This window comes from Rhizobium anhuiense, assembly GCF_003985145.1.
In the GTDB taxonomy this organism is placed as follows: domain Bacteria; phylum Pseudomonadota; class Alphaproteobacteria; order Rhizobiales; family Rhizobiaceae; genus Rhizobium; species Rhizobium anhuiense.
Genome location: NZ_ML133541.1, coordinates 15,678 through 32,565, shown reverse-complemented (window position 1 = coordinate 32,565; position 16,888 = coordinate 15,678). Strand labels below are relative to the sequence as shown.

Here is a 16,888-nt window from a genome sequence, read left to right as displayed (position 1 = left end):
CTCATATTCGCGACCGACACCTTGTTTTACTGGGAAGTCTCGCCCTTGACGGGAGCCGCAAACCTAGGCGTGTTGGGCGTCCGTCGCATTGATCCGCATCAAGCTGGCTTTCGGTTGGCCAGTGTCGAGATTTCCTCGGGCGAAGGCCAGCTTGCAGGTGCTGTTTCAGTTTGGCTTTTCGCCGACGGCGTTGAATTGGAAACGACAGAAGCAGGTCATGGATCCATCCGGACAGTTTCCGTCAATGCGACATGAGCACTGGCAGCAAAGGCTTTTCCAGGACGCCATCGGTTGCCCCGCCCAGGACGAAATCTCGCAACCTCGAGTGTCCAAATCCTCCCATGACCAGCATATCGGCGCTCAGTTCCAATGCCGTTTGCTGAATGCTCTGACCGATCGACGACGAAGTAACGCGAGCGGCCGTTGCGCTTGCATTGACGCCGCTCGATACCAGGATCTCAGCAAGGTGCGCTCCGCTTGTCTCCGGCAGCGGCTTTTCGCCCGTCAGCGATAGGACCGTAACCCGCTTGGCCTTGCGAATGAATGGGTTTGCATCGCTGACGGCCCGAGCGGCGGTTCGGCTTCCGTCCCAGGCGATGACCAGATGGTCGATCGGACCCGCCAGGGTCTTGTTGGGGATGATGACGGCCGGCCGGCCGGAGCCGAATATGACCGCTTCGGCGACAATACGAGTGTCCGGAACATCCGCGACACATTCGAGAATGGCCAGATCGAAAAAACGTGCTTCGGTGGCTGAGGTCTCGTGCAGCAGCGGCACGGTGGTTTTGACCGTTCGGCAAGATAGTTCGACCTTGGCGTTCGCTGCGAGGTTGGTCGCTGCTGCAATAAGCGTTTCGGCGCGCTCACGGCTTAGAGTCTCGGCATGCTCGATCATCTTTGGAGTATCGAGCAGTAGCGATGACCAGGCGTTTGGAATGTGCGGAATCCCGACCCTCAGCGCGCAGGCATGAAGACTGGCACCGTAGTGCCCGGCAAACGCTACAGCGTTTGAAATGATCAGTCCCGAACTTGAATTGGGATATGTTGATAGCGGGAGAAAATATTGTGCCGTCATGTCCTGCTCCATCTCTCGCGAACCGCCACGATTGCAATCATCTATCTCCATTCGTCGCCATTCGGCATTGATGTAACGCAATTGCACCGGCCAAGTTGATCGTTGTCAAATCCTTGTTGGCCGAGGACCGATATGAAATTGGCTGTGTGATCGCGCGTGCGGCGTTGCTCATGTTCGATGTTGCTGCCCTTCGTTAATGTCGCATCCTGGAGACCGTCATGAGCAGATTGCATTCGGAAAATCACCTCGTCTCCCGCATCGGCTGGCTCCGGGCCGCCGTCCTCGGCGCAAACGATGGGATCGTCTCGACGGCGAGCTTGATCATGGGCGTCGCCACCGCATCCGCCGGAACCTCGCAGATACTTGTCGCGGGCGCGGCTGGTCTGGTTGCGGGCGCGATGTCCATGGCAGCCGGTGAATACGTGTCGGTGAGCTCGCAGGCCGATACCGAGGAAGCCGATCTCGCGCGGGAACGGACGGAGTTGGAGACGCAGCCCGATGCTGAACTCGATGAGTTGACGCAAATCTACGTCAAACGCGGCCTCAGCCACGATCTGGCCAGGCAGGTCGCGGTCCAACTGACGGCCAATAACGTTCTCGACGCGCATTCGCGTGACGAACTCGGTATCGTTGATCACATGGCAGCCCGGCCCATTGAGGCCGCCTTGACGTCGGCCGTCACCTTCGCGGTGGGAGCTGCATTACCCCTGATGATGGTTGTCCTTTCACCCGCCTCGATGCTGGTCTATGGCGTTGCAGGCGCGTCTTTGGCTTTCCTCGCGCTGCTGGGCGCGATCGGTGCGCAAGCGGGTGGCGCAAATGTCCTGAGAGCCACGACTCGCGTCACCTTCTGGGGCGCCTTCGCGATGGCGCTGACGGCCGGAATCGGAGCGCTGGTTGGCACCGCAGTCTGACCGGACGGGTCAGATGCGAGGATTGGTCGATTTCTCTGCCGCGGCCGTCACCGTGTTCTCCGATCCACATGCAAAACGGATTCTGTAGCCGGCTCTCCGTTGGGTGGGTTTCAAACGTCCGTCACAACATCCGCAAGCATCGAGCGGACCTTGCCTGCCAAAGTGGTCAGCATTTCGTTGTCGATTGCCTGCATCGACGCGACCGGATCGATGGCGCTGACCATGACATTGCCGCCGTCGACGGCGCGCAGGATGACATTGCACGGCAGCATCGCCCCCACCTTCGGTTCCAGTTTCAGCGCCTCGAACGCCATGCGAGGATTGCAGGCTCCGAGGATGAGGTAATCGTCGATGTCGGCATCGATCCTTTTCTTCATGGTCGCCTTGACATCGATCTCCGTCAGAACCCCGAAACCGTGCTTGATGAGAGCGGATCTCGTTCTGCCGACCGCATCGTCGAAACTGATCGCCCAGAGGGTTCTATCGAGCGTATAGGTCATGAGAAGTCTCCTTTCGGCGGTTGCTTCCCTGCAACGGCCGGCAAATGCCGAGTCTCCGATCACATGTCCTGCATAAAGGCCTGCATTTCCTCAGGCGTAACCTTACCGTCATTGTTCGCGTCGACCGCGTCGAAGACGCGCTTGTGGATGGCGGTCAACTCTTCGAAAGAAACCCCGCCGTCCCCGTCGCTATCTGTGATGGCGAACATGATCTTCATAATATGACCGCGCATTGGTCCCATCATGCGCATTCTTTCGTACATGCCCGGTGTCATGTTGCGGCCCATCATGCCTGGCATCATTTCCGTTTCGTCGGCCCCAGGCTTATCCTCCGACGAGGCCGGGTCTGGACTTTTCGTCTGGGCGGATGCGGTGCCGAAAGCGCCGACCACACCGAGCAAGGCCAGCAGAGTGATCGTTGGCAGTCTGACCATGGACATACTTCGTCTCCTCTTTGAGCATTATCCTCCACGAACTGGAGAGGCGATTCAGAGTAGGATGCATCCCGGCTTCACACATTGCGCTGGATCAAACCACTTGGATGGTTGGTCTAAAGCCGCGTGGCAGATGACCTTTGATCTGGCCGTTCGGAAGGTGATCACCGCGCAAACAGGCCGCATCCGATTCCTGTCGGCTGGTCATGCTTGAGGAAGAGAACGGAGAGACCAAGCTTTTCGGCGAGGGCAAGACCGCACGCTTCGCCGAGAACCATCATTGCCGTCGCCCAGGCGTCGGCGCTCATGCAATCGCAGGCGAGCACGGTCGCTGAGGCAGGCGGATCTCTAAGCGGCATGCCGAGCTGCGGGTCCATAGTGTGCGACAGACGATAGCCGGCGACGTCGATCCAGTGTCGATAGTCGCCGGACGTTGCCACGGCGCAATCCTGTAGCTCGAGCATGGAATGCGCGGCGCGCACTTCCGGGTTTGGCATCTCGACGGCGACGCTCCAGCCGCGACCGTTGGGCTGAGTGCCGAGCGCTCGCACTTCGCCGTCGATGGCGAAGAGGCCGGCTTCGATACCGTGCTGACGCGCAGCCTTCGACAGCTGATCGACGCCATAGCCCTTGGCGATGCCATTGAGATCGAAGCACATCTCGGAGTGCTTGCGGGCGCGGCCGGCGGCCCTGTCCAGCTCCAGAACATCATGAGCCGGGCTGCGCTTCGCAAGGCGGGCGGTCCTGATCCGGTCCTCGCTTGCCTCCGCCGGACCGAAACCCCATGCGGCGGTGGCATCACCCATGCCGATATCGAAGGCACCGCCTGAAATGTGGCCGATGGCAAGACCAGCTCCCAGCACGGTGAGCAGCCCGTCGGGGAGGGCAACCCATCCACCGGGCCGGGCGGCGTTCAAGCGGTTCAGGTCGCATTCAGGCCTCCAGTTGGACATTTGTTTGTCGACTTCCGTCACGGCGTCGATCATCGCCCTGCGGGCGGAAGAGACATCGAAATCCGATGGCATGTGAAAGACGGCGGACCAGCACGCACCCATGGTCGGACCGTTGATCGCGTAGCGCTTCATCTTAGTAGACGTCCTCGGCATAGCGGCCGTCGGCTCTCAGGCGTGTGAGGTTGAAGCCCTGCGCCGCCAATATGTCGGCGAGCACGGCGGCGACGGCCGCCGCCATATCCCGACTGCCGCAGATGAGAACCTGACCGCCTGCGGCGATCAGTTTGCCGATGCGCTCGGCGTCCTTGCGCAGAATATCCTGCACGTAGGCCGGGCTCGCAGTTCGCGAAAAGGCGGTCGATACCGAGGTCAGCCGGCCATCCTTTTTCCAGTGGGAAAGCTCCTCGGCGTAAAACGCGTCGCTGGTTGGATGGCGAGTTCCGAAATAGAGGTGCATGGCGCGGCCCGCCCGGTTTCGGCGGGCGAAGCCGGCAAGAGGACCGATTCCGGCGCCGGCGCCGATGAGAATGACGGGTTTGCCTCCCCGGGCCGGGCGGAACGAGGGGTTTGGCCGCACGAAGGCCGCAATGGTATCACCGGGTTTCAATGCGATGAGTTGGCTCGAGCAAAGCCCTCCCACTTGCTTGCGGACGCAGATTTCGAGAAAGCCATCCTTGAGACCGGAAGCAAGCGAGTAGAAGCGCGGCAGATCCGAGCCCTGCGGCACGATGCCGACCAGATCTCCCGCCTCGAACCGTGGGAATGCCTTGCCCGCCAGACGCTGCCAGAGCGAAGTCTTCGGCAGGGCAAAGCGGAGGATGGCGGTGGTGGCCTGTATGCTTGCGCCATAGTCGCGGCGGGATATGAGCGGCAATCTCCAGGTCTTCGGAACAGTCGGTTGGTGGTTCAGTTCGAAATCGAGACCAAGCGTCTCGGCCAGGCGCCGTCCCCAACGGGCGAAATCCTGTGGCGATTGGCGATCTACCGTGTCGAAAGGTATAAGGGAGGCCCAACCCTTGTCCTTGGCAATTCTCGCAACCTCGGCGGCGAACCCGCAGAAGGCCGGGAAGCTGCGATCGCCGAAACCGAGTACCGCGAGCGGCAGGCCGGCGCTTGCATGCGCTCCCCCGAAGCGCTCGATGAAGCCTTTGGCGGAGGCGGGTGCTGTACCATCGCCATAGGTCGCGGCTAACAGAATCACACGCCGCGCCTTCAACCAGCGGCCCGGCTCGAATTTGGACATCGGGCCGACGTAGACGCGAACGCCCTGTGCGGAAAGAGCGGTCTGCAGCGTATTGGCGAAACCCCAGGTCGTGCCGCTCTCGCTGCCGACAAGCAGGATTGTATCGGCCCCGCTAGCGGCAGCCGAGGCGAGCTTCGGGTCGCGGCGTCCCCTGAGCCAGACCCATAGGCCTGTCCAGCCGAGGACGGGTACCGCAAGTGCGGAGAACCCGAGGATGAGCCCGAGCCAAGCCAGCCCGTGCCCCGTGTGCAGCATCGTGATGAGGCGCGTGACCGTGTCGACCCAACCGGCGTCCGACCAGGCCAGCAGCGCACCGCTGCCTTGGTCGATATAAGCTTCTCCCCTTGCAGTCTTGAGTGTGAAAACATCGGTCGCGTCGCCCGTAGCGGGGAAATTCAACGAGAGCAGATCATCGACCGGCGTCTCTCGAAACAGAGGGACAGAGGTGAGCGCCACGCCGGTATTGCCGCTGACGTCGGCAGGGAAGGCCGGTGCACCGGCGCCTTCCGGCAATACCCCGAAAACAGCAGCCGTCATCCAGAGCGCAGTGAGCTCGGAGAGGAAGAGGCCAGGCAGGGCAAGGCGCGAGACCACGGCATGTAATCGTCCATCACCTGTGCCGCGAACGGATTTCAGAACGAAGCGCCAGCCGCCGGCGCGCCTTGCCATCAGGAACAGTCCGGAAATTGCAAGGGCAAGCATTGTGGCCGCACCGCCAGCCGCTATGAGCCTTCCGGTATCGTCAAGGAAAAGCGATCGATGGAGATTGATCAACCAGCGCTCCAGCGCCGAGGTTTCGCCACTACCGACCGGCATGCCGGTGGCAGAGTCGATGACGGCGGAGGCGGGTTGGTCGCCTTCGTAGTAATAGGCGGTGATCTGCCCGGACGGCGCCCGTCTGATCTGTTCCACCGTAGGCTCTGCCGCCCGGACTCGCGCGGCGAGTTCCGCGACGCTGACGCGTTGCGCGGCAGGCATGGTGAGCGCCTCTGCGGCAGGGAAGATAGAGAGTAGGGCGCCGCTCAGCGCGAGGACGGTGAGAAGCGCCGCGGCGATCAGCCCGAACCAGCGGTGGAGCGAGCGGTTCATAACCGGCGTCCTCCTGCTCAACGCGCATAGGTGAAGGCGGCGATGTAGCGCGTACCCTTCACCTTTTGGCCCGAGCCTGCCGATGTCAGCGGCACCACGATCTCGTTCGGGCTGTCGCGCATGTCTTCCACGGCGGAATCGATATGAAGCTGATAGCCGGCATCGAACAGTGTATCGGCAAGATCGACCGTGACCTTGAGTGAGCGGCCTGCACCAACGCTGGCGCCGGTGATACCGTTGATCTGGCTGGTATCGCCGCCGGTGGCGCGGTACCAGCCGCTGAGATGCTCGTAATACCTGGTCTTGCCCCCTGCCATCCAGAGGCTGCCGACATATTTGTTCTGCGCATCGGTCACGTAATAGGCGAGATAGGCGCCATCCCCGCCATAGTTGCGCATGCTGGTGGTGAGGGTCACTTCACGCGCCATGGCAAGGCCGGGAACGGTAAGGGCCGTGGTGACTGCAAGCATGGCAAGAAAGGATTTCATTCTCATCGATATTCTCCTTGGCAGGACTGGCGCTTCAGTTCGTCTGGGCTTGCGGCCTGGAACCAGGTGTGAATAGGCCGTTGTTTGGCGGAGTGGCGTTCAGTTGCTGCGCCGCGCTGCCCCGACCGCAGGCCTCGACATCCTCGTCTTCGCAGTCATCGGCGGCATAACGGCCGTCGTCGTCATGCCGGCGCTGCAGTTCCTTCTGGTGATCATCGTCGTCGCTTTCTTGGTAACCGGCCAATACCGTGCCGGCGCTCGTCGTCAGTGGGGGGAAGGGCATGGCTTGACTGCCGAAGGCGGCGAAGAAGCCGATGCTGGCGTATGCGGCCAGAAGAATATTGCGGTACATCATATGTGATCTCCGGTTGGGCATCTTGCTCGGGAGAGGGGCAGCGATCCGCGCAGCGTTCATCGAGCGGGACGACCTTCCTCTCGTTTCGAGCGTCTCAATCGCGTCCTAAACTGACCGGTACCTGACAAACGGCGCGACATTGCTTCAGCTTCCCGTAAGTTGGCCGGTGGACTAGGAGATGAGAGAAACGGAAAAAGCGATGCGGGTTCTGCTAATCGAGGACGATACGGCGCTGGGCGCGGCTATTCGCGACCAGATCGCCGCCGACGGACATTCCGTCGATTGGGTTAACCGGCTCGACCAGGCAAACGATGCGATCGTTGCCGCTGCCTACGATCTGGTGCTGCTCGATCTGATGCTGCCCGATGGGCTTGGCATTCCCTTCCTGAAGGCGTTGCGCGGGCGGGGTGACGTGACACCTGTCATGATCCTGACCGCGCTCGATCAGGTCTCCGACCGTATTGCCGGATTGAACGCCGGCGCCGACGATTACATGGTGAAGCCCTTCGATCTCGCGGAGCTTTCGGCGCGGATCGGGTCGGTGGCGCGCCGTTATGCCGGCAATCCCAATCCCAACATCACGCTCGGCCCGCTTGCCATCGACCTCGCCGCCAGAAGCATCACGGTGAATGGCAAGGCTGTGGTTCTGACGGCGCGAGAATGGGTCTTGTTTGAGGCCTTCCTGCAACGTCCCGCCCAGCTTCTTTCGAAGGCGCAACTCGAAGAGCGGCTCTATTCCTTCGATAGGGAAATCGACAGCAACGCCATCGAGGTCCACGTCAGCCGGTTGCGCAAGAAGCTCGGCACGCATGTGATCGAGACCGAGCGCGGGCTCGGCTATCGTCTGGGGCGGCCATGAGAATCGGCGCTTCGCTGCAGACGCGCCTGGCGCTCGCCCTCGGCCTTTCGGTGACGCTGCTGTGGCTTGCGGCGGCAGCCGTGACGGCGCACCGCCTAGGCGGGCAGATGGAAGAGGTGTTCGACGATGGGCTGAAGGCCACAGCGCAGCGCATTTTGCCGATTGCCCGGCACGACCTGCGCGAAGGCCATCAAAACCGCGATGCGACTGACCACGACGACAATGTTGAGGACGACGACGGTGATGCACGCCTCGGCCGAGAGGCACGCTACGGCGAAGACGTAAGCTTCATCGTGCGTGATCAAAACGGGCAGGTGCTGCTCGGTTCGAAGGGTGCTGATGCCTCAAGCTTCCCGCCGTTCACGAAGCGAGGCTTTCTTCGAACCGAAACGCACCAGCTCTATTACGATGCGAGCTTCGACGGCAACCTGACAATTGCCGTTGCCGAACCGCTCGACCATCGCACGGAATTGTCACGCAAGATGCTGCTGGGTCTCGTCCTGCCGCTGATCGTCGTGATCCCTCTCAGCCTGCTCGCAATCTATTTCGCGGTGCGCCGCTCCTTGCGCCCGGTGCGCGCACTCAGGCAGGAACTGGCCAATCGCGGCGCGCAGGACTTGTCGCCCGTCACCGACAGTGGCCTGCCAACCGAGCTTCTTCCGATTTCGGCAGGTGTCAACCAGCTTCTCGACCGCCTGACAGCAGCGTTCCACGCCGAGCGCGCATTTGCTGCGAATGCCGCGCACGAGCTTCGTACGCCGGTGGCCGGCGCAATCGCGCAGGCGCAACGCATTCGCTCTGAAACCAAGGAAAAGCTGACGAGCCAGCGGGCGACGGAGATCGAGACTACGCTGAAGCGGTTGATGCGCATATCGGAAAAACTGATGCAGCTTGCTCGTGCCGAGGGTGGACGTCTGCAAAGTGACGAGCCTTCCGATCTCAGAACCGTCCTGCAGATGGTTCTTCAGGATTTTGCCCGGGCCGGAGAGGGACGAGTCTCGTTGACAGTGCCGATGGTGCCGGTGCTTTCGATGCTGGATCCGGACGCAGTCGGTATTCTCTGCCGCAATCTGGTTGAGAACGCGCTGAAACACGGAGCGCAAGATGGAAAGGTCGAGGTTTCACTTCAGCGGGGCGGCCTGCTGATCGTTGCCAATGACGGCCCGACGCTGTCCCCCGATGCCATAAACAGACTGATGCAGCGCTTTGAGCGGGGGAATGTCAAAATCGGGGGAAGCGGTGTAGGGCTTGCCATTGTCACGGCCATCGCCGATCGCATCGGAGCCGATGTGAAGATGGTGTCTCCGCGAGTCGCGCGGAGCGAAGGTGTTCAGGTTGAAATAAACCTGCCTGTGGCTCACCCCTGACGCCGGTATGTCCCGCCCTCGCCATTGCGGACGCAGTTTCTGCCGGCTCAACCTCGGTATATCGGCACCTTGCCGCTGGCAAAGCGACGTTAACCCGCCACCGAGATCGAACGCTTCGCCTCGGCTATCGATGGACTCCGGACGATGCGGTACCGTGCCTCTACAAGATTGTAGATTCCGAAAGCCGCCAAGCCAACGGCGACGGCGATGTACAGAAATGACCCGAGCGGAAGCTGTTGGAGCCATTCCAGAGCATCGCCCATGCTGCCGGCCTGTCTGGGATCCACCCGGAAACCTGCATAGGCGAAAAGTATTCCTGTAACCGCGAAGACTACGCCGCGGGCGACCAGGCCGTAAATGCATACGAACGTCACGATACCCTTGTTGTCAGGGACCCGAAGGTAGCGCTCGAACTTCCTGGTGATGCCCTTCACAGCTGTCACGACGCCGCCGATGACAAAACCTACGCCTACGGCGATCGCAAGGTAGGAACCGAACGGCTGCGACATGATCCATCCCGCCAGGCCCTTCTCACCCGAACCCTCGCTGGCGCCCCCCGGGAAAAGAGCATTTCCAAGGGCATAGCCGGCAACTCCGAGGTAAGTGATGGCACTGCCGAAGAGGGCGGCCCGAATCGCCAATGCTTTTGCGTCCCTCCCGTGGCCGTCTGTATCCGCCAGCGATTGGGCAAGCCTCCAGGCAACAAATCCGAGAAGGCCGAGGCCGATCACTCCGACCCAGACGCGGCCGAGCGGCTGCCCAAGGAGCGTCGAAAGCGCCGATTTCGTCTCGGGCCGGCCGCCTGTCACGCCGGAGAAGAGGGCAAGCCCCGCTACAAGCAGAAAGACGATGCCGCGTGCCGCGTAGCCGCCTTTGGCAAGCATATCAAATCGAGATCCTTTGATCATCTGCGGTCCCTGTCTGTCGAAATGCGCGATGTTAACGCGCCAATCTCCCGAAAGTTTGCTGGGGCTGGCAAAGCTTTGCTGGATTGCAGACAACGGCACATCACTGGAATGGACCGGGCGCTCGCGGCCGGGCGTCAGACTGGACGTGGATACCGTCGCAGAACGAGGTGGCGCGGCTTGACAATGTGACGGGGTGCGTTGCATTTTCGCCACAATGCGTTGCTTAAAGGTCACGCAAGGGTTTAGGTATTTCGCTCCCGATCGAGTCGTTGCGCGCTGGCTTTCTGAGCCGGCGTTGCTTGGTTTCGATCGATGGCGAGGGCGGCAGGTGCCGCCTGAAGAGAGGCCGAATGACGCAGGATGGGGTATCGCCGGCGGCGGCGAGCGAGACGGTGACGACGGTGACCGATCGCCGCGCCCTTTTCGCCGTGCCCGGCCTGGTGCTTGCCGGCGGCGCGCTGCTCTGCGCGACGGCGACACTTTTCGTGCTGCTCGGCTTCACGCCGATCGCGCCGACTTCGCATGTCGTTATCACCTCGGTGATCGTCAATTCCTTCTTCGTCCTGACGCTGCTCGCCCTGATCGGCCGCGAGGTGGCACGGTTGCTCAAGGCGCGTACCCGCGGCCGGGCTGCCGCGCGCCTGCATATCCGCATCGTCGTGCTTTTTTCGATCGTCGCCATCACGCCGGCGATCCTCGTCGCCATCTTCGCCAGTATCACGCTGAATGCCGGCCTCGACCGCTGGTTCGCGCTGCGCACCCAGTCGATCGTCAGCTCGTCGCGCAATATCGGCCAGGCCTACATGATGGAGAACGCCAGCTACCTGCAGGGGCAGACGGTTTCCATGGCCAACGACCTGGAGCGCAACCGCGCGCTCTACAGCCTCGACAGGACGGGTTTCGCCGAATTGATGACGCGCCAGGCGAGGGGACGCGGCCTGCTCGGCGCCTTCCTCGTCGAGCGCGACGGTTCCGTGAACGTCCAGGCCGACATCGCCACCGAAAAGCCGCTGCCGGCCATTCCGCAGGATGCGCTGGAAAAGGCCGCGGCCGGCCAGCCGACGCTGATTCCGCCCGGCGTCACCAATCTCGTCGGCGCCATCATCAAGCTCGATGCCATCCAGGGCACCTTTCTCTATACCGTGCGCGCCGTCGATCCCAAGGTCATGGGCGCCATGCGCATGATGGAGGAGAACGCCACCGAATACCGTTCGATGGAGGCGAACCGCTTCTCGCTGCAGGTCGCCTTTGCCGTGCTTTACATCGGCTTTGCGCTGATCGTGCTTCTGGCGGCGATCTGGACTGCGATCGCCGTCGCCGACCGCATCGTCCGGCCGATCCGCCTCTTGATCACGGCGGCCGACAGCGTTGCATCGGGCAATATGGATATCGTCGTGCCGGTGCACGCGGTCGATGGCGATGTCGCCAATCTCTCGCGCACCTTCAACAAGATGATTTCGGAAATCCGCACCCAGCGCGATGAGATCCTCGAAGCCAAGGACGAGGTCGACGACCGCCGCCGCTTCATCGAAGCGGTGCTGTCGGGCGTCACCGCCGCCGTCATCGGCGTCGAGCAGGACCGCCGCATCGCCATCGTCAACAGTTCGGCCGAGACGCTGATGTCGCTGTCGGCCGACGAGATGCTCGGAAAGCAGCTGGCCGACATCGCGCCCGAGGTCGATCAGGTACTGAGCGAGGCGGCGGCGCGTCATCGCGGCGATTTCCGCAAGCAGATCGCGCTGGTGCGCGGCGGCACCGTGCGGACGCTGAGCGTGCAGGTCACCCGCGAAGAAGTGCGCGACATGAGCGAGTCCTACGTGATCACGCTCGACGACATCACCGATCTCGTCATCGCCCAGCGCTCGACTGCCTGGGGCGACGTCGCAAGACGAATCGCCCATGAGATCAAGAACCCGCTGACGCCGATCCAGCTGTCCGCCGAGCGCATCCAGCGCCGCTACGGCAAGCAGATCGACCAGGGCGACCGGACCGTCTTCGACCAGTGCACCGATACGATCATCCGCCAGGTCGGCGATATCGGCCGTATGGTCGACGAATTCTCCGCCTTCGCCCGCATGCCGAAGCCGACCAAGGAGCCGGGCGACTTGCGCGATATCTTGCGCGACGCGATCTTCCTGCGCGAGATGGGCAATCATCACGTCACCTTCGCGCAGGATTTCGGCGACCAGCCGCTGGAGGGCCTGTTCGACAGCCGCATGCTCGGCCAGGCTTTCGGAAATCTCATCAAGAATGCCGTCGAAGCGATCGAGGCCGTGCCGAGCGACGAACGGGACGAACGCAAGATTCTCGTCCGCGCCGCACTCGATACCAGCCGCGACCGCTTCACCGTCGACGTGATCGACAATGGCCGCGGCCTGCCGGTGGAGAACCGCCACAGCATTCTGGAGCCCTATATGACGATGCGGGAGAAGGGCACCGGCCTCGGCCTCGCCATCGTCAAGAAGATCATCGAGGAACATGGCGGGCAGCTCGAGCTGCATGATGCGCCCGCCGATTTTGACCGGGGAAGAGGGGCCATGATCCGCGTGCATCTGCCACGCCTGGATCCGTCGCCTGCTGCTCCCGCAGCCAATGACAAGGAAAGCGTTTATGGCCTCTGATATTCTCGTCGTCGATGACGAGCACGATATTCGCGAGATCGTTTCCGGCATTCTCTCGGACGAGGGGCACGAGACGCGCACCGCCCACGACAGCGACAGTGCGCTGGCGGCGATATCAGATCGCGTGCCGCGGCTGATCTTCCTCGATATCTGGATGCAGGGCAGCAAGCTCGATGGCCTGTCGCTGCTCGACGAGATCAAGACCCGCCATCCGGAACTGCCGGTCGTGATGATCTCGGGCCACGGCAACATCGAGACCGCCGTCTCGGCGATCAAGCGCGGCGCCTTCGATTTCATCGAGAAGCCCTTCAAGGCCGACCGGCTGATCCTGATCGCCGAACGCGCGCTGGAGAATTCCAAGCTGAAGCGCGAGGTCTCCGAGCTGAAGCGCCGCACCGGCGATGCGCTGGAGCTGATCGGCACCTCGGTCGCCGTTTCGCAGCTTCGCCAGACAATCGAGAAGGTCTCGCCGACCAACAGCCGCATCATGATCCTCGGCGCCTCTGGCTCCGGCAAGGAGCTGGTGGCGCGGATGATCCACAAGAAGTCGACCCGTGCCAACGGCCCCTTCGTTGCGCTGAACGCCGCCAACATCACGCCCGAACGCATGGAGGTGGCGCTGTTCGGCACCGAGGGCACGCCTGGCCAGGCGCGCAAGATCGGCGCGCTCGAGGAAGCCCATCGCGGCATCCTCTATCTCGACGAAGTCGGCGAAATGCCGCGCGAGACGCAGAACAAGATCCTGCGCGTGCTGGTCGATCAGCAGTTCGAGCGCGTCGGCGGCTCCAAGCGTGTCAAGGTCGATGTCCGCATCATCTCCTCGACCGCCTACAACCTCGAAAGCCGCATCGCCGAAGGCTGGTTCCGCGAGGATCTCTATCATCGCCTCGCCGTCGTGCCGGTGCGGGTGCCGGCGCTTGCCGAGCGGCGCGAGGACATTCCCTTTCTCGTCGATCAGCTGATGCGCCAGATCTCAGAGCAGGCCGGCATTCGTCCGCGCCGCATCGGCGACGACGCCATGGCGGTGCTGCAGGCGCATGATTGGCCGGGCAATATCCGTCAGCTGCGCAACAATATCGAGCGGCTGATGATCCTTGCCCGCACCGACGGGCCGGATGCGCCGATCACCGCCGACATGCTGCCGACCGATCTCGGCGACATGCTGCCGAAGGTTTCCGCCAAGAATGACTATCACATCATGACGCTGCCGTTGCGCGAAGCCCGCGAGATGTTCGAGAAGGATTATCTGATCGCCCAGATCAACCGTTTCGGCGGCAACATCTCGCGCACCGCGGAATTCGTCGGCATGGAGCGTTCGGCGCTGCATCGCAAGCTGAAGTCGCTCGGCGTCTGATCATGCGAAGGCGCGGCGGATGCCGCGCCGCATCCTTCCCATCCTGATTCTTAGAAGACCAGGTTTCCCATGCCGAGAATTGCCTATGTGAATGGCCGCTACGTCAAGCATTCCGATGCCAGCGTCCATATCGAGGACCGCGGTTATCAGTTCGCCGACGGCGTCTACGAGGTCTGCGAGGTCCGACACGGCTACATCGTCGACCTCACGCGCCATCTGAACCGTCTCGACCGGTCGCTCGGCGAATTGCGGATCGCCTGGCCGATGGGCCGGGCGGCGCTGACCCAGGTCATTCGTCAGACGCTGCGCCGCAACCATGTCCGCAACGGGCTTTTCTACATGCAGGTGACGCGCGGTGTCGCCCGCCGCGATCATGTCTTCCCGGCCGAGGGCACGCCGCCGTCGCTTGTCATCACTGCCAAGAGCACAGATCCCAAAATCATTGCTGCCAAGAACGCCAACGGCATCAAGGCGATTACCCTTGCTGACAATCGCTGGGACCGCGTCGACATCAAATCCGTCGGCCTGTTGCCGAATGCCATGGCCCGTCAGCAAGCCAAGGAGGCCGGCGCCCAGGAGGCGATCTATGTCGATGGCGACGACATGGTGAAGGAAGGGGCGGCGACCAATGTCTGGATCGTCGACCGGGACGGGACGCTGGTGACGCGGCCGGCCGAACACGGAATTCTGCGCGGCATTACCCGCACCACATTGATGGATGTCGCAGCCAAGCTCGGGTTGAAAATCACGGAGCGGAATTTCTCCGTTTCCGAGATGCTCGCAGCCCGCGAGGTCTTCCTGACTGCAGCCACAAGCATTTGTTTTCCGGTCGTTTCCGTCGATGGCCAGCCTATCGCCAACGGTCATCCGGGCAGTGTTTCGCAGAAAGTCCGCGAAGCCTTTTTCGACGTTGCGGAAAAGATTGCGATTTGATACCAAGATTTGCTGGACGGGTGGAATGAGGGTGCTGCCGGTCTTGCATGGCGAGGTTGATTGATATTCTACCGACCAGATCAGGTCGGCAATAAAGAAAGAAGCGGCGCGATGGCGGAACGTTCTCAGAATCTGCAGGACTTATTTCTCAATACTGTTCGCAAGCAAAAGATTTCCCTGACAATCTTTTTGATCAACGGCGTGAAACTCACGGGCGTTGTTACGTCTTTTGACAATTTCTGTGTTCTTCTTCGCCGTGACGGCCATTCGCAGCTCGTGTATAAACATGCGATCTCGACGATCATGCCGGGCCAGCCCATGCAGATGTTCGAGAGCGAAGAAGCAGCGTCCTAACAGGATCAGCCGTCATTTCGACACGCGATACCAAGAACGATTCGATCATCCCTGAGGCCGCCAAGCACAGGGACGACATGCGCGCGACTGTCGTCGTGCCGGTTTTGAAATCGCGCAGTCGCGGCGGCCAGTCCGAATCGGCCTCGACCCGCACGCCGGAAAGCCGGCTCGAAGAGGCGACGGGCCTTGCCCAGGCGATCGACCTCGATGTCGTCAACGGCTCGATCGTCCCGGTCAACGACCCGAGACCGGCCACATTGCTCGGCACCGGCAAGATCGAGGAGATCAAGGCGCTGCTCGACGAGCGCGATTCCGGTCTCGTCATCGTCGATCATCCGCTGACGCCGGTGCAGCAGCGCAATCTCGAAAAGGAATGGAACGCCAAGGTCATCGACCGGACGGGCCTCATCCTCGAAATCTTCGGCCGCCGCGCCTCCACCAAGGAAGGCACGCTGCAGGTCGACCTCGCCCATCTGAACTATCAAAAAGGCCGTCTGGTCCGAAGCTGGACCCACCTTGAACGCCAGCGCGGCGGCGGCGGCTTCATGGGCGGCCCGGGCGAAACCCAGATCGAAGCCGACCGGCGACTGCTGCAGGATCGCATCATCAAGCTCGAACGCGAGCTGGAGCAGGTCGTGCGCACCCGCCAGCTCCATCGCGCCAAGCGCCGCAAGGTGCCGCACCCGATCGTAGCGCTCGTCGGTTATACCAATGCCGGCAAGTCGACGCTGTTCAACCGCATCACCGGCGCCGGCGTGCTGGCCGAAGACATGCTCTTTGCCACGCTCGACCCGACGCTGCGCCGCATGAAGCTGCCGCACGGCCGCACCGTCATCCTGTCCGACACCGTCGGCTTCATCTCCGACCTGCCGACCCATCTCGTCGCCGCCTTCCGGGCGACCTTGGAAGAGGTGCTGGAAGCCGATCTCATCCTGCATGTTCGCGACATGTCCGATGCCGACAACCAGGCGCAGAGCTCCGATGTGATGCGCATCCTGAACGACCTCGGCATCGACGAGGCCGAATCGGCCAAGCGGCTGATCGAGGTCTGGAACAAGATCGACCGGCTGGAGCCCGAGGTCCACGATACCATGGTGCAGAAAGCCGCCGGCGCCAGCAACGTCGTCGCGGTGTCGGCCGTCAGCGGCGAGGGCGTCGATACGCTGATGGAAGAAATCAGCCGCAGACTGTCGGGCGTGATGACCGAGGCAACGATCCGCCTTCCGGTCGACAAGCTGGCGCTGCTGCCCTGGCTTTACGATCATGCCATCGTCGACGGTCGTGAGGACAATGAGGACGGCTCGATCACGCTGGATCTGCGCCTCTCCGAAACCGAGGCAACCGAACTCGAACGCCGCATCGGCAACGGACCGAAGCCTGATAAGGAAGATTGGGAGCGGTGAGCGAAATCAAGACTTCCTTCGGCCCCCTGCGGAGAAGG

The 16,888-nt window shown here is 62.0% G+C and carries 16 protein-coding genes; 8 read left to right on the top strand and 8 right to left on the bottom strand.

All coding sequences use genetic code 11. The features are described from left to right. Window positions 1-241: 241 nt before the first annotated feature. Entirely contained in the window at window positions 242-1,126 is an 885-nt protein-coding gene (locus tag EEQ99_RS31410) for a universal stress protein (RefSeq protein ID WP_127431760.1), read from the bottom strand. A gap of 167 nt (window positions 1,127-1,293) precedes the next feature. On the opposite strand from EEQ99_RS31410, the gene EEQ99_RS31405 reads away from it, so the two are divergent. Beyond that, on the top strand, window positions 1,294-1,989 hold the full coding sequence (locus tag EEQ99_RS31405) for a VIT1/CCC1 transporter family protein (RefSeq protein WP_097544402.1): 696 nt from the start codon (window positions 1,294-1,296) through the stop codon (window positions 1,987-1,989). Between the two features lie 110 nt (window positions 1,990-2,099). Here the strand turns inward: EEQ99_RS31405 and EEQ99_RS31400 are convergent, their stop codons facing one another. The 6 genes from EEQ99_RS31400 to EEQ99_RS31375 all read right to left on the bottom strand — a co-directional run bounded on the left by EEQ99_RS31400 (window position 2,100) and on the right by EEQ99_RS31375 (window position 7,051). Then, entirely contained in the window at window positions 2,100-2,489 is a 390-nt protein-coding gene (locus tag EEQ99_RS31400; RefSeq protein WP_174824519.1) for a DUF302 domain-containing protein, read from the bottom strand. 59 nt (window positions 2,490-2,548) lie between these two features. Next, complete coding sequence (locus EEQ99_RS31395; protein ID WP_127431745.1) at window positions 2,549-2,929, bottom strand: hypothetical protein; 381 nt, start codon at window positions 2,927-2,929, stop codon at window positions 2,549-2,551. A 158-nt stretch (window positions 2,930-3,087) separates the two neighbouring features. Beyond that, window positions 3,088-4,008: an FAD:protein FMN transferase gene (locus EEQ99_RS31390; RefSeq protein WP_127431744.1), complete on the bottom strand. Its 921-nt coding sequence runs from the start codon at window positions 4,006-4,008 to the stop codon at window positions 3,088-3,090. Window position 4,009: 1 nt separating this feature from the next. Next, window positions 4,010-6,208 (bottom strand): PepSY domain-containing protein, encoded by a 2,199-nt coding sequence (locus EEQ99_RS31385; RefSeq protein WP_127431743.1) that lies wholly within the window; start codon window positions 6,206-6,208, stop codon window positions 4,010-4,012. A 17-nt stretch (window positions 6,209-6,225) separates the two neighbouring features. After that, complete coding sequence (locus EEQ99_RS31380; protein WP_127431759.1) at window positions 6,226-6,696, bottom strand: DUF2271 domain-containing protein; 471 nt, start codon at window positions 6,694-6,696, stop codon at window positions 6,226-6,228. A 34-nt stretch (window positions 6,697-6,730) separates the two neighbouring features. Further along, complete coding sequence (locus EEQ99_RS31375) at window positions 6,731-7,051, bottom strand: hypothetical protein (protein ID WP_127431742.1); 321 nt, start codon at window positions 7,049-7,051, stop codon at window positions 6,731-6,733. A gap of 199 nt (window positions 7,052-7,250) precedes the next feature. On the opposite strand from EEQ99_RS31375, the gene EEQ99_RS31370 reads away from it, so the two are divergent. Next, window positions 7,251-7,910, top strand: coding sequence for a response regulator transcription factor (locus EEQ99_RS31370; RefSeq protein ID WP_097623125.1), 660 nt, complete (start codon window positions 7,251-7,253; stop codon window positions 7,908-7,910). A gap of 107 nt (window positions 7,911-8,017) precedes the next feature. Then, window positions 8,018-9,277, top strand: a complete 1,260-nt coding sequence (locus EEQ99_RS31365; protein ID WP_244604877.1) for a sensor histidine kinase — start codon at window positions 8,018-8,020, stop codon at window positions 9,275-9,277. A gap of 89 nt (window positions 9,278-9,366) precedes the next feature. Here the strand turns inward: EEQ99_RS31365 and EEQ99_RS31360 are convergent, their stop codons facing one another. Then, window positions 9,367-10,185 carry a DUF1206 domain-containing protein gene (locus EEQ99_RS31360; RefSeq protein WP_127431741.1) on the bottom strand — a complete coding sequence of 273 codons (819 nt, stop codon included), beginning with the start codon at window positions 10,183-10,185 and terminating at the stop codon, window positions 9,367-9,369. Window positions 10,186-10,535: 350 nt separating this feature from the next. On the opposite strand from EEQ99_RS31360, the gene EEQ99_RS31355 reads away from it, so the two are divergent. The 5 genes from EEQ99_RS31355 to hflX all read left to right on the top strand — a co-directional run bounded on the left by EEQ99_RS31355 (window position 10,536) and on the right by hflX (window position 16,850). Continuing rightward, window positions 10,536-12,806, top strand: a complete 2,271-nt coding sequence (locus EEQ99_RS31355; RefSeq protein ID WP_063475529.1) for a sensor histidine kinase NtrY-like — start codon at window positions 10,536-10,538, stop codon at window positions 12,804-12,806. Continuing rightward, on the top strand, window positions 12,796-14,160 hold the full coding sequence (ntrX, locus tag EEQ99_RS31350) for a nitrogen assimilation response regulator NtrX (RefSeq protein ID WP_047615027.1): 1,365 nt from the start codon (window positions 12,796-12,798) through the stop codon (window positions 14,158-14,160). The genes EEQ99_RS31355 and ntrX overlap by 11 nt, the downstream gene beginning before the upstream one ends. Before the next feature lie 69 nt (window positions 14,161-14,229). Continuing rightward, window positions 14,230-15,093 carry a D-amino-acid transaminase gene (locus EEQ99_RS31345; protein ID WP_127431740.1) on the top strand — a complete coding sequence of 288 codons (864 nt, stop codon included), beginning with the start codon at window positions 14,230-14,232 and terminating at the stop codon, window positions 15,091-15,093. A gap of 111 nt (window positions 15,094-15,204) precedes the next feature. Next, complete coding sequence (hfq, locus tag EEQ99_RS31340) at window positions 15,205-15,447, top strand: RNA chaperone Hfq (protein ID WP_003539403.1); 243 nt, start codon at window positions 15,205-15,207, stop codon at window positions 15,445-15,447. Between the two features lie 77 nt (window positions 15,448-15,524). After that, the gene (hflX, locus tag EEQ99_RS31335; RefSeq protein WP_097623129.1) at window positions 15,525-16,850 is read left to right on the top strand and encodes a GTPase HflX; all 1,326 of its coding nucleotides are present in this window, start codon (window positions 15,525-15,527) and stop codon (window positions 16,848-16,850) included. The last annotated feature ends 38 nt before the right edge of the window (window positions 16,851-16,888 follow it).

Excerpts from the sequence above, each read along its gene's own strand:
- EEQ99_RS31410 (WP_127431760.1), bottom strand. The coding sequence starts at position 1,126 with ATGGAGATAGATGATTGCAATCGTGGCGGTTCGCGAGAGATGGAGCAG.
- EEQ99_RS31405 (WP_097544402.1), top strand. The coding sequence starts at position 1,294 with ATGAGCAGATTGCATTCGGAAAATCACCTCGTCTCCCGCATCGGCTGG.
- EEQ99_RS31400 (WP_174824519.1), bottom strand. The coding sequence starts at position 2,489 with ATGACCTATACGCTCGATAGAACCCTCTGGGCGATCAGTTTCGACGAT.
- EEQ99_RS31395 (WP_127431745.1), bottom strand. The coding sequence starts at position 2,929 with ATGTCCATGGTCAGACTGCCAACGATCACTCTGCTGGCCTTGCTCGGT.
- EEQ99_RS31390 (WP_127431744.1), bottom strand. The coding sequence starts at position 4,008 with ATGAAGCGCTACGCGATCAACGGTCCGACCATGGGTGCGTGCTGGTCC.
- EEQ99_RS31385 (WP_127431743.1), bottom strand. The coding sequence starts at position 6,208 with ATGAACCGCTCGCTCCACCGCTGGTTCGGGCTGATCGCCGCGGCGCTT.
- EEQ99_RS31380 (WP_127431759.1), bottom strand. The coding sequence starts at position 6,696 with ATGAAATCCTTTCTTGCCATGCTTGCAGTCACCACGGCCCTTACCGTT.
- EEQ99_RS31375 (WP_127431742.1), bottom strand. The coding sequence starts at position 7,051 with ATGATGTACCGCAATATTCTTCTGGCCGCATACGCCAGCATCGGCTTC.
- EEQ99_RS31370 (WP_097623125.1), top strand. The coding sequence starts at position 7,251 with ATGCGGGTTCTGCTAATCGAGGACGATACGGCGCTGGGCGCGGCTATT.
- EEQ99_RS31365 (WP_244604877.1), top strand. The coding sequence starts at position 8,018 with ATGGAAGAGGTGTTCGACGATGGGCTGAAGGCCACAGCGCAGCGCATT.
- EEQ99_RS31360 (WP_127431741.1), bottom strand. The coding sequence starts at position 10,185 with ATGATCAAAGGATCTCGATTTGATATGCTTGCCAAAGGCGGCTACGCG.
- EEQ99_RS31355 (WP_063475529.1), top strand. The coding sequence starts at position 10,536 with ATGACGCAGGATGGGGTATCGCCGGCGGCGGCGAGCGAGACGGTGACG.
- ntrX (WP_047615027.1), top strand. The coding sequence starts at position 12,796 with ATGGCCTCTGATATTCTCGTCGTCGATGACGAGCACGATATTCGCGAG.
- EEQ99_RS31345 (WP_127431740.1), top strand. The coding sequence starts at position 14,230 with ATGCCGAGAATTGCCTATGTGAATGGCCGCTACGTCAAGCATTCCGAT.
- hfq (WP_003539403.1), top strand. The coding sequence starts at position 15,205 with ATGGCGGAACGTTCTCAGAATCTGCAGGACTTATTTCTCAATACTGTT.
- hflX (WP_097623129.1), top strand. The coding sequence starts at position 15,525 with ATGCGCGCGACTGTCGTCGTGCCGGTTTTGAAATCGCGCAGTCGCGGC.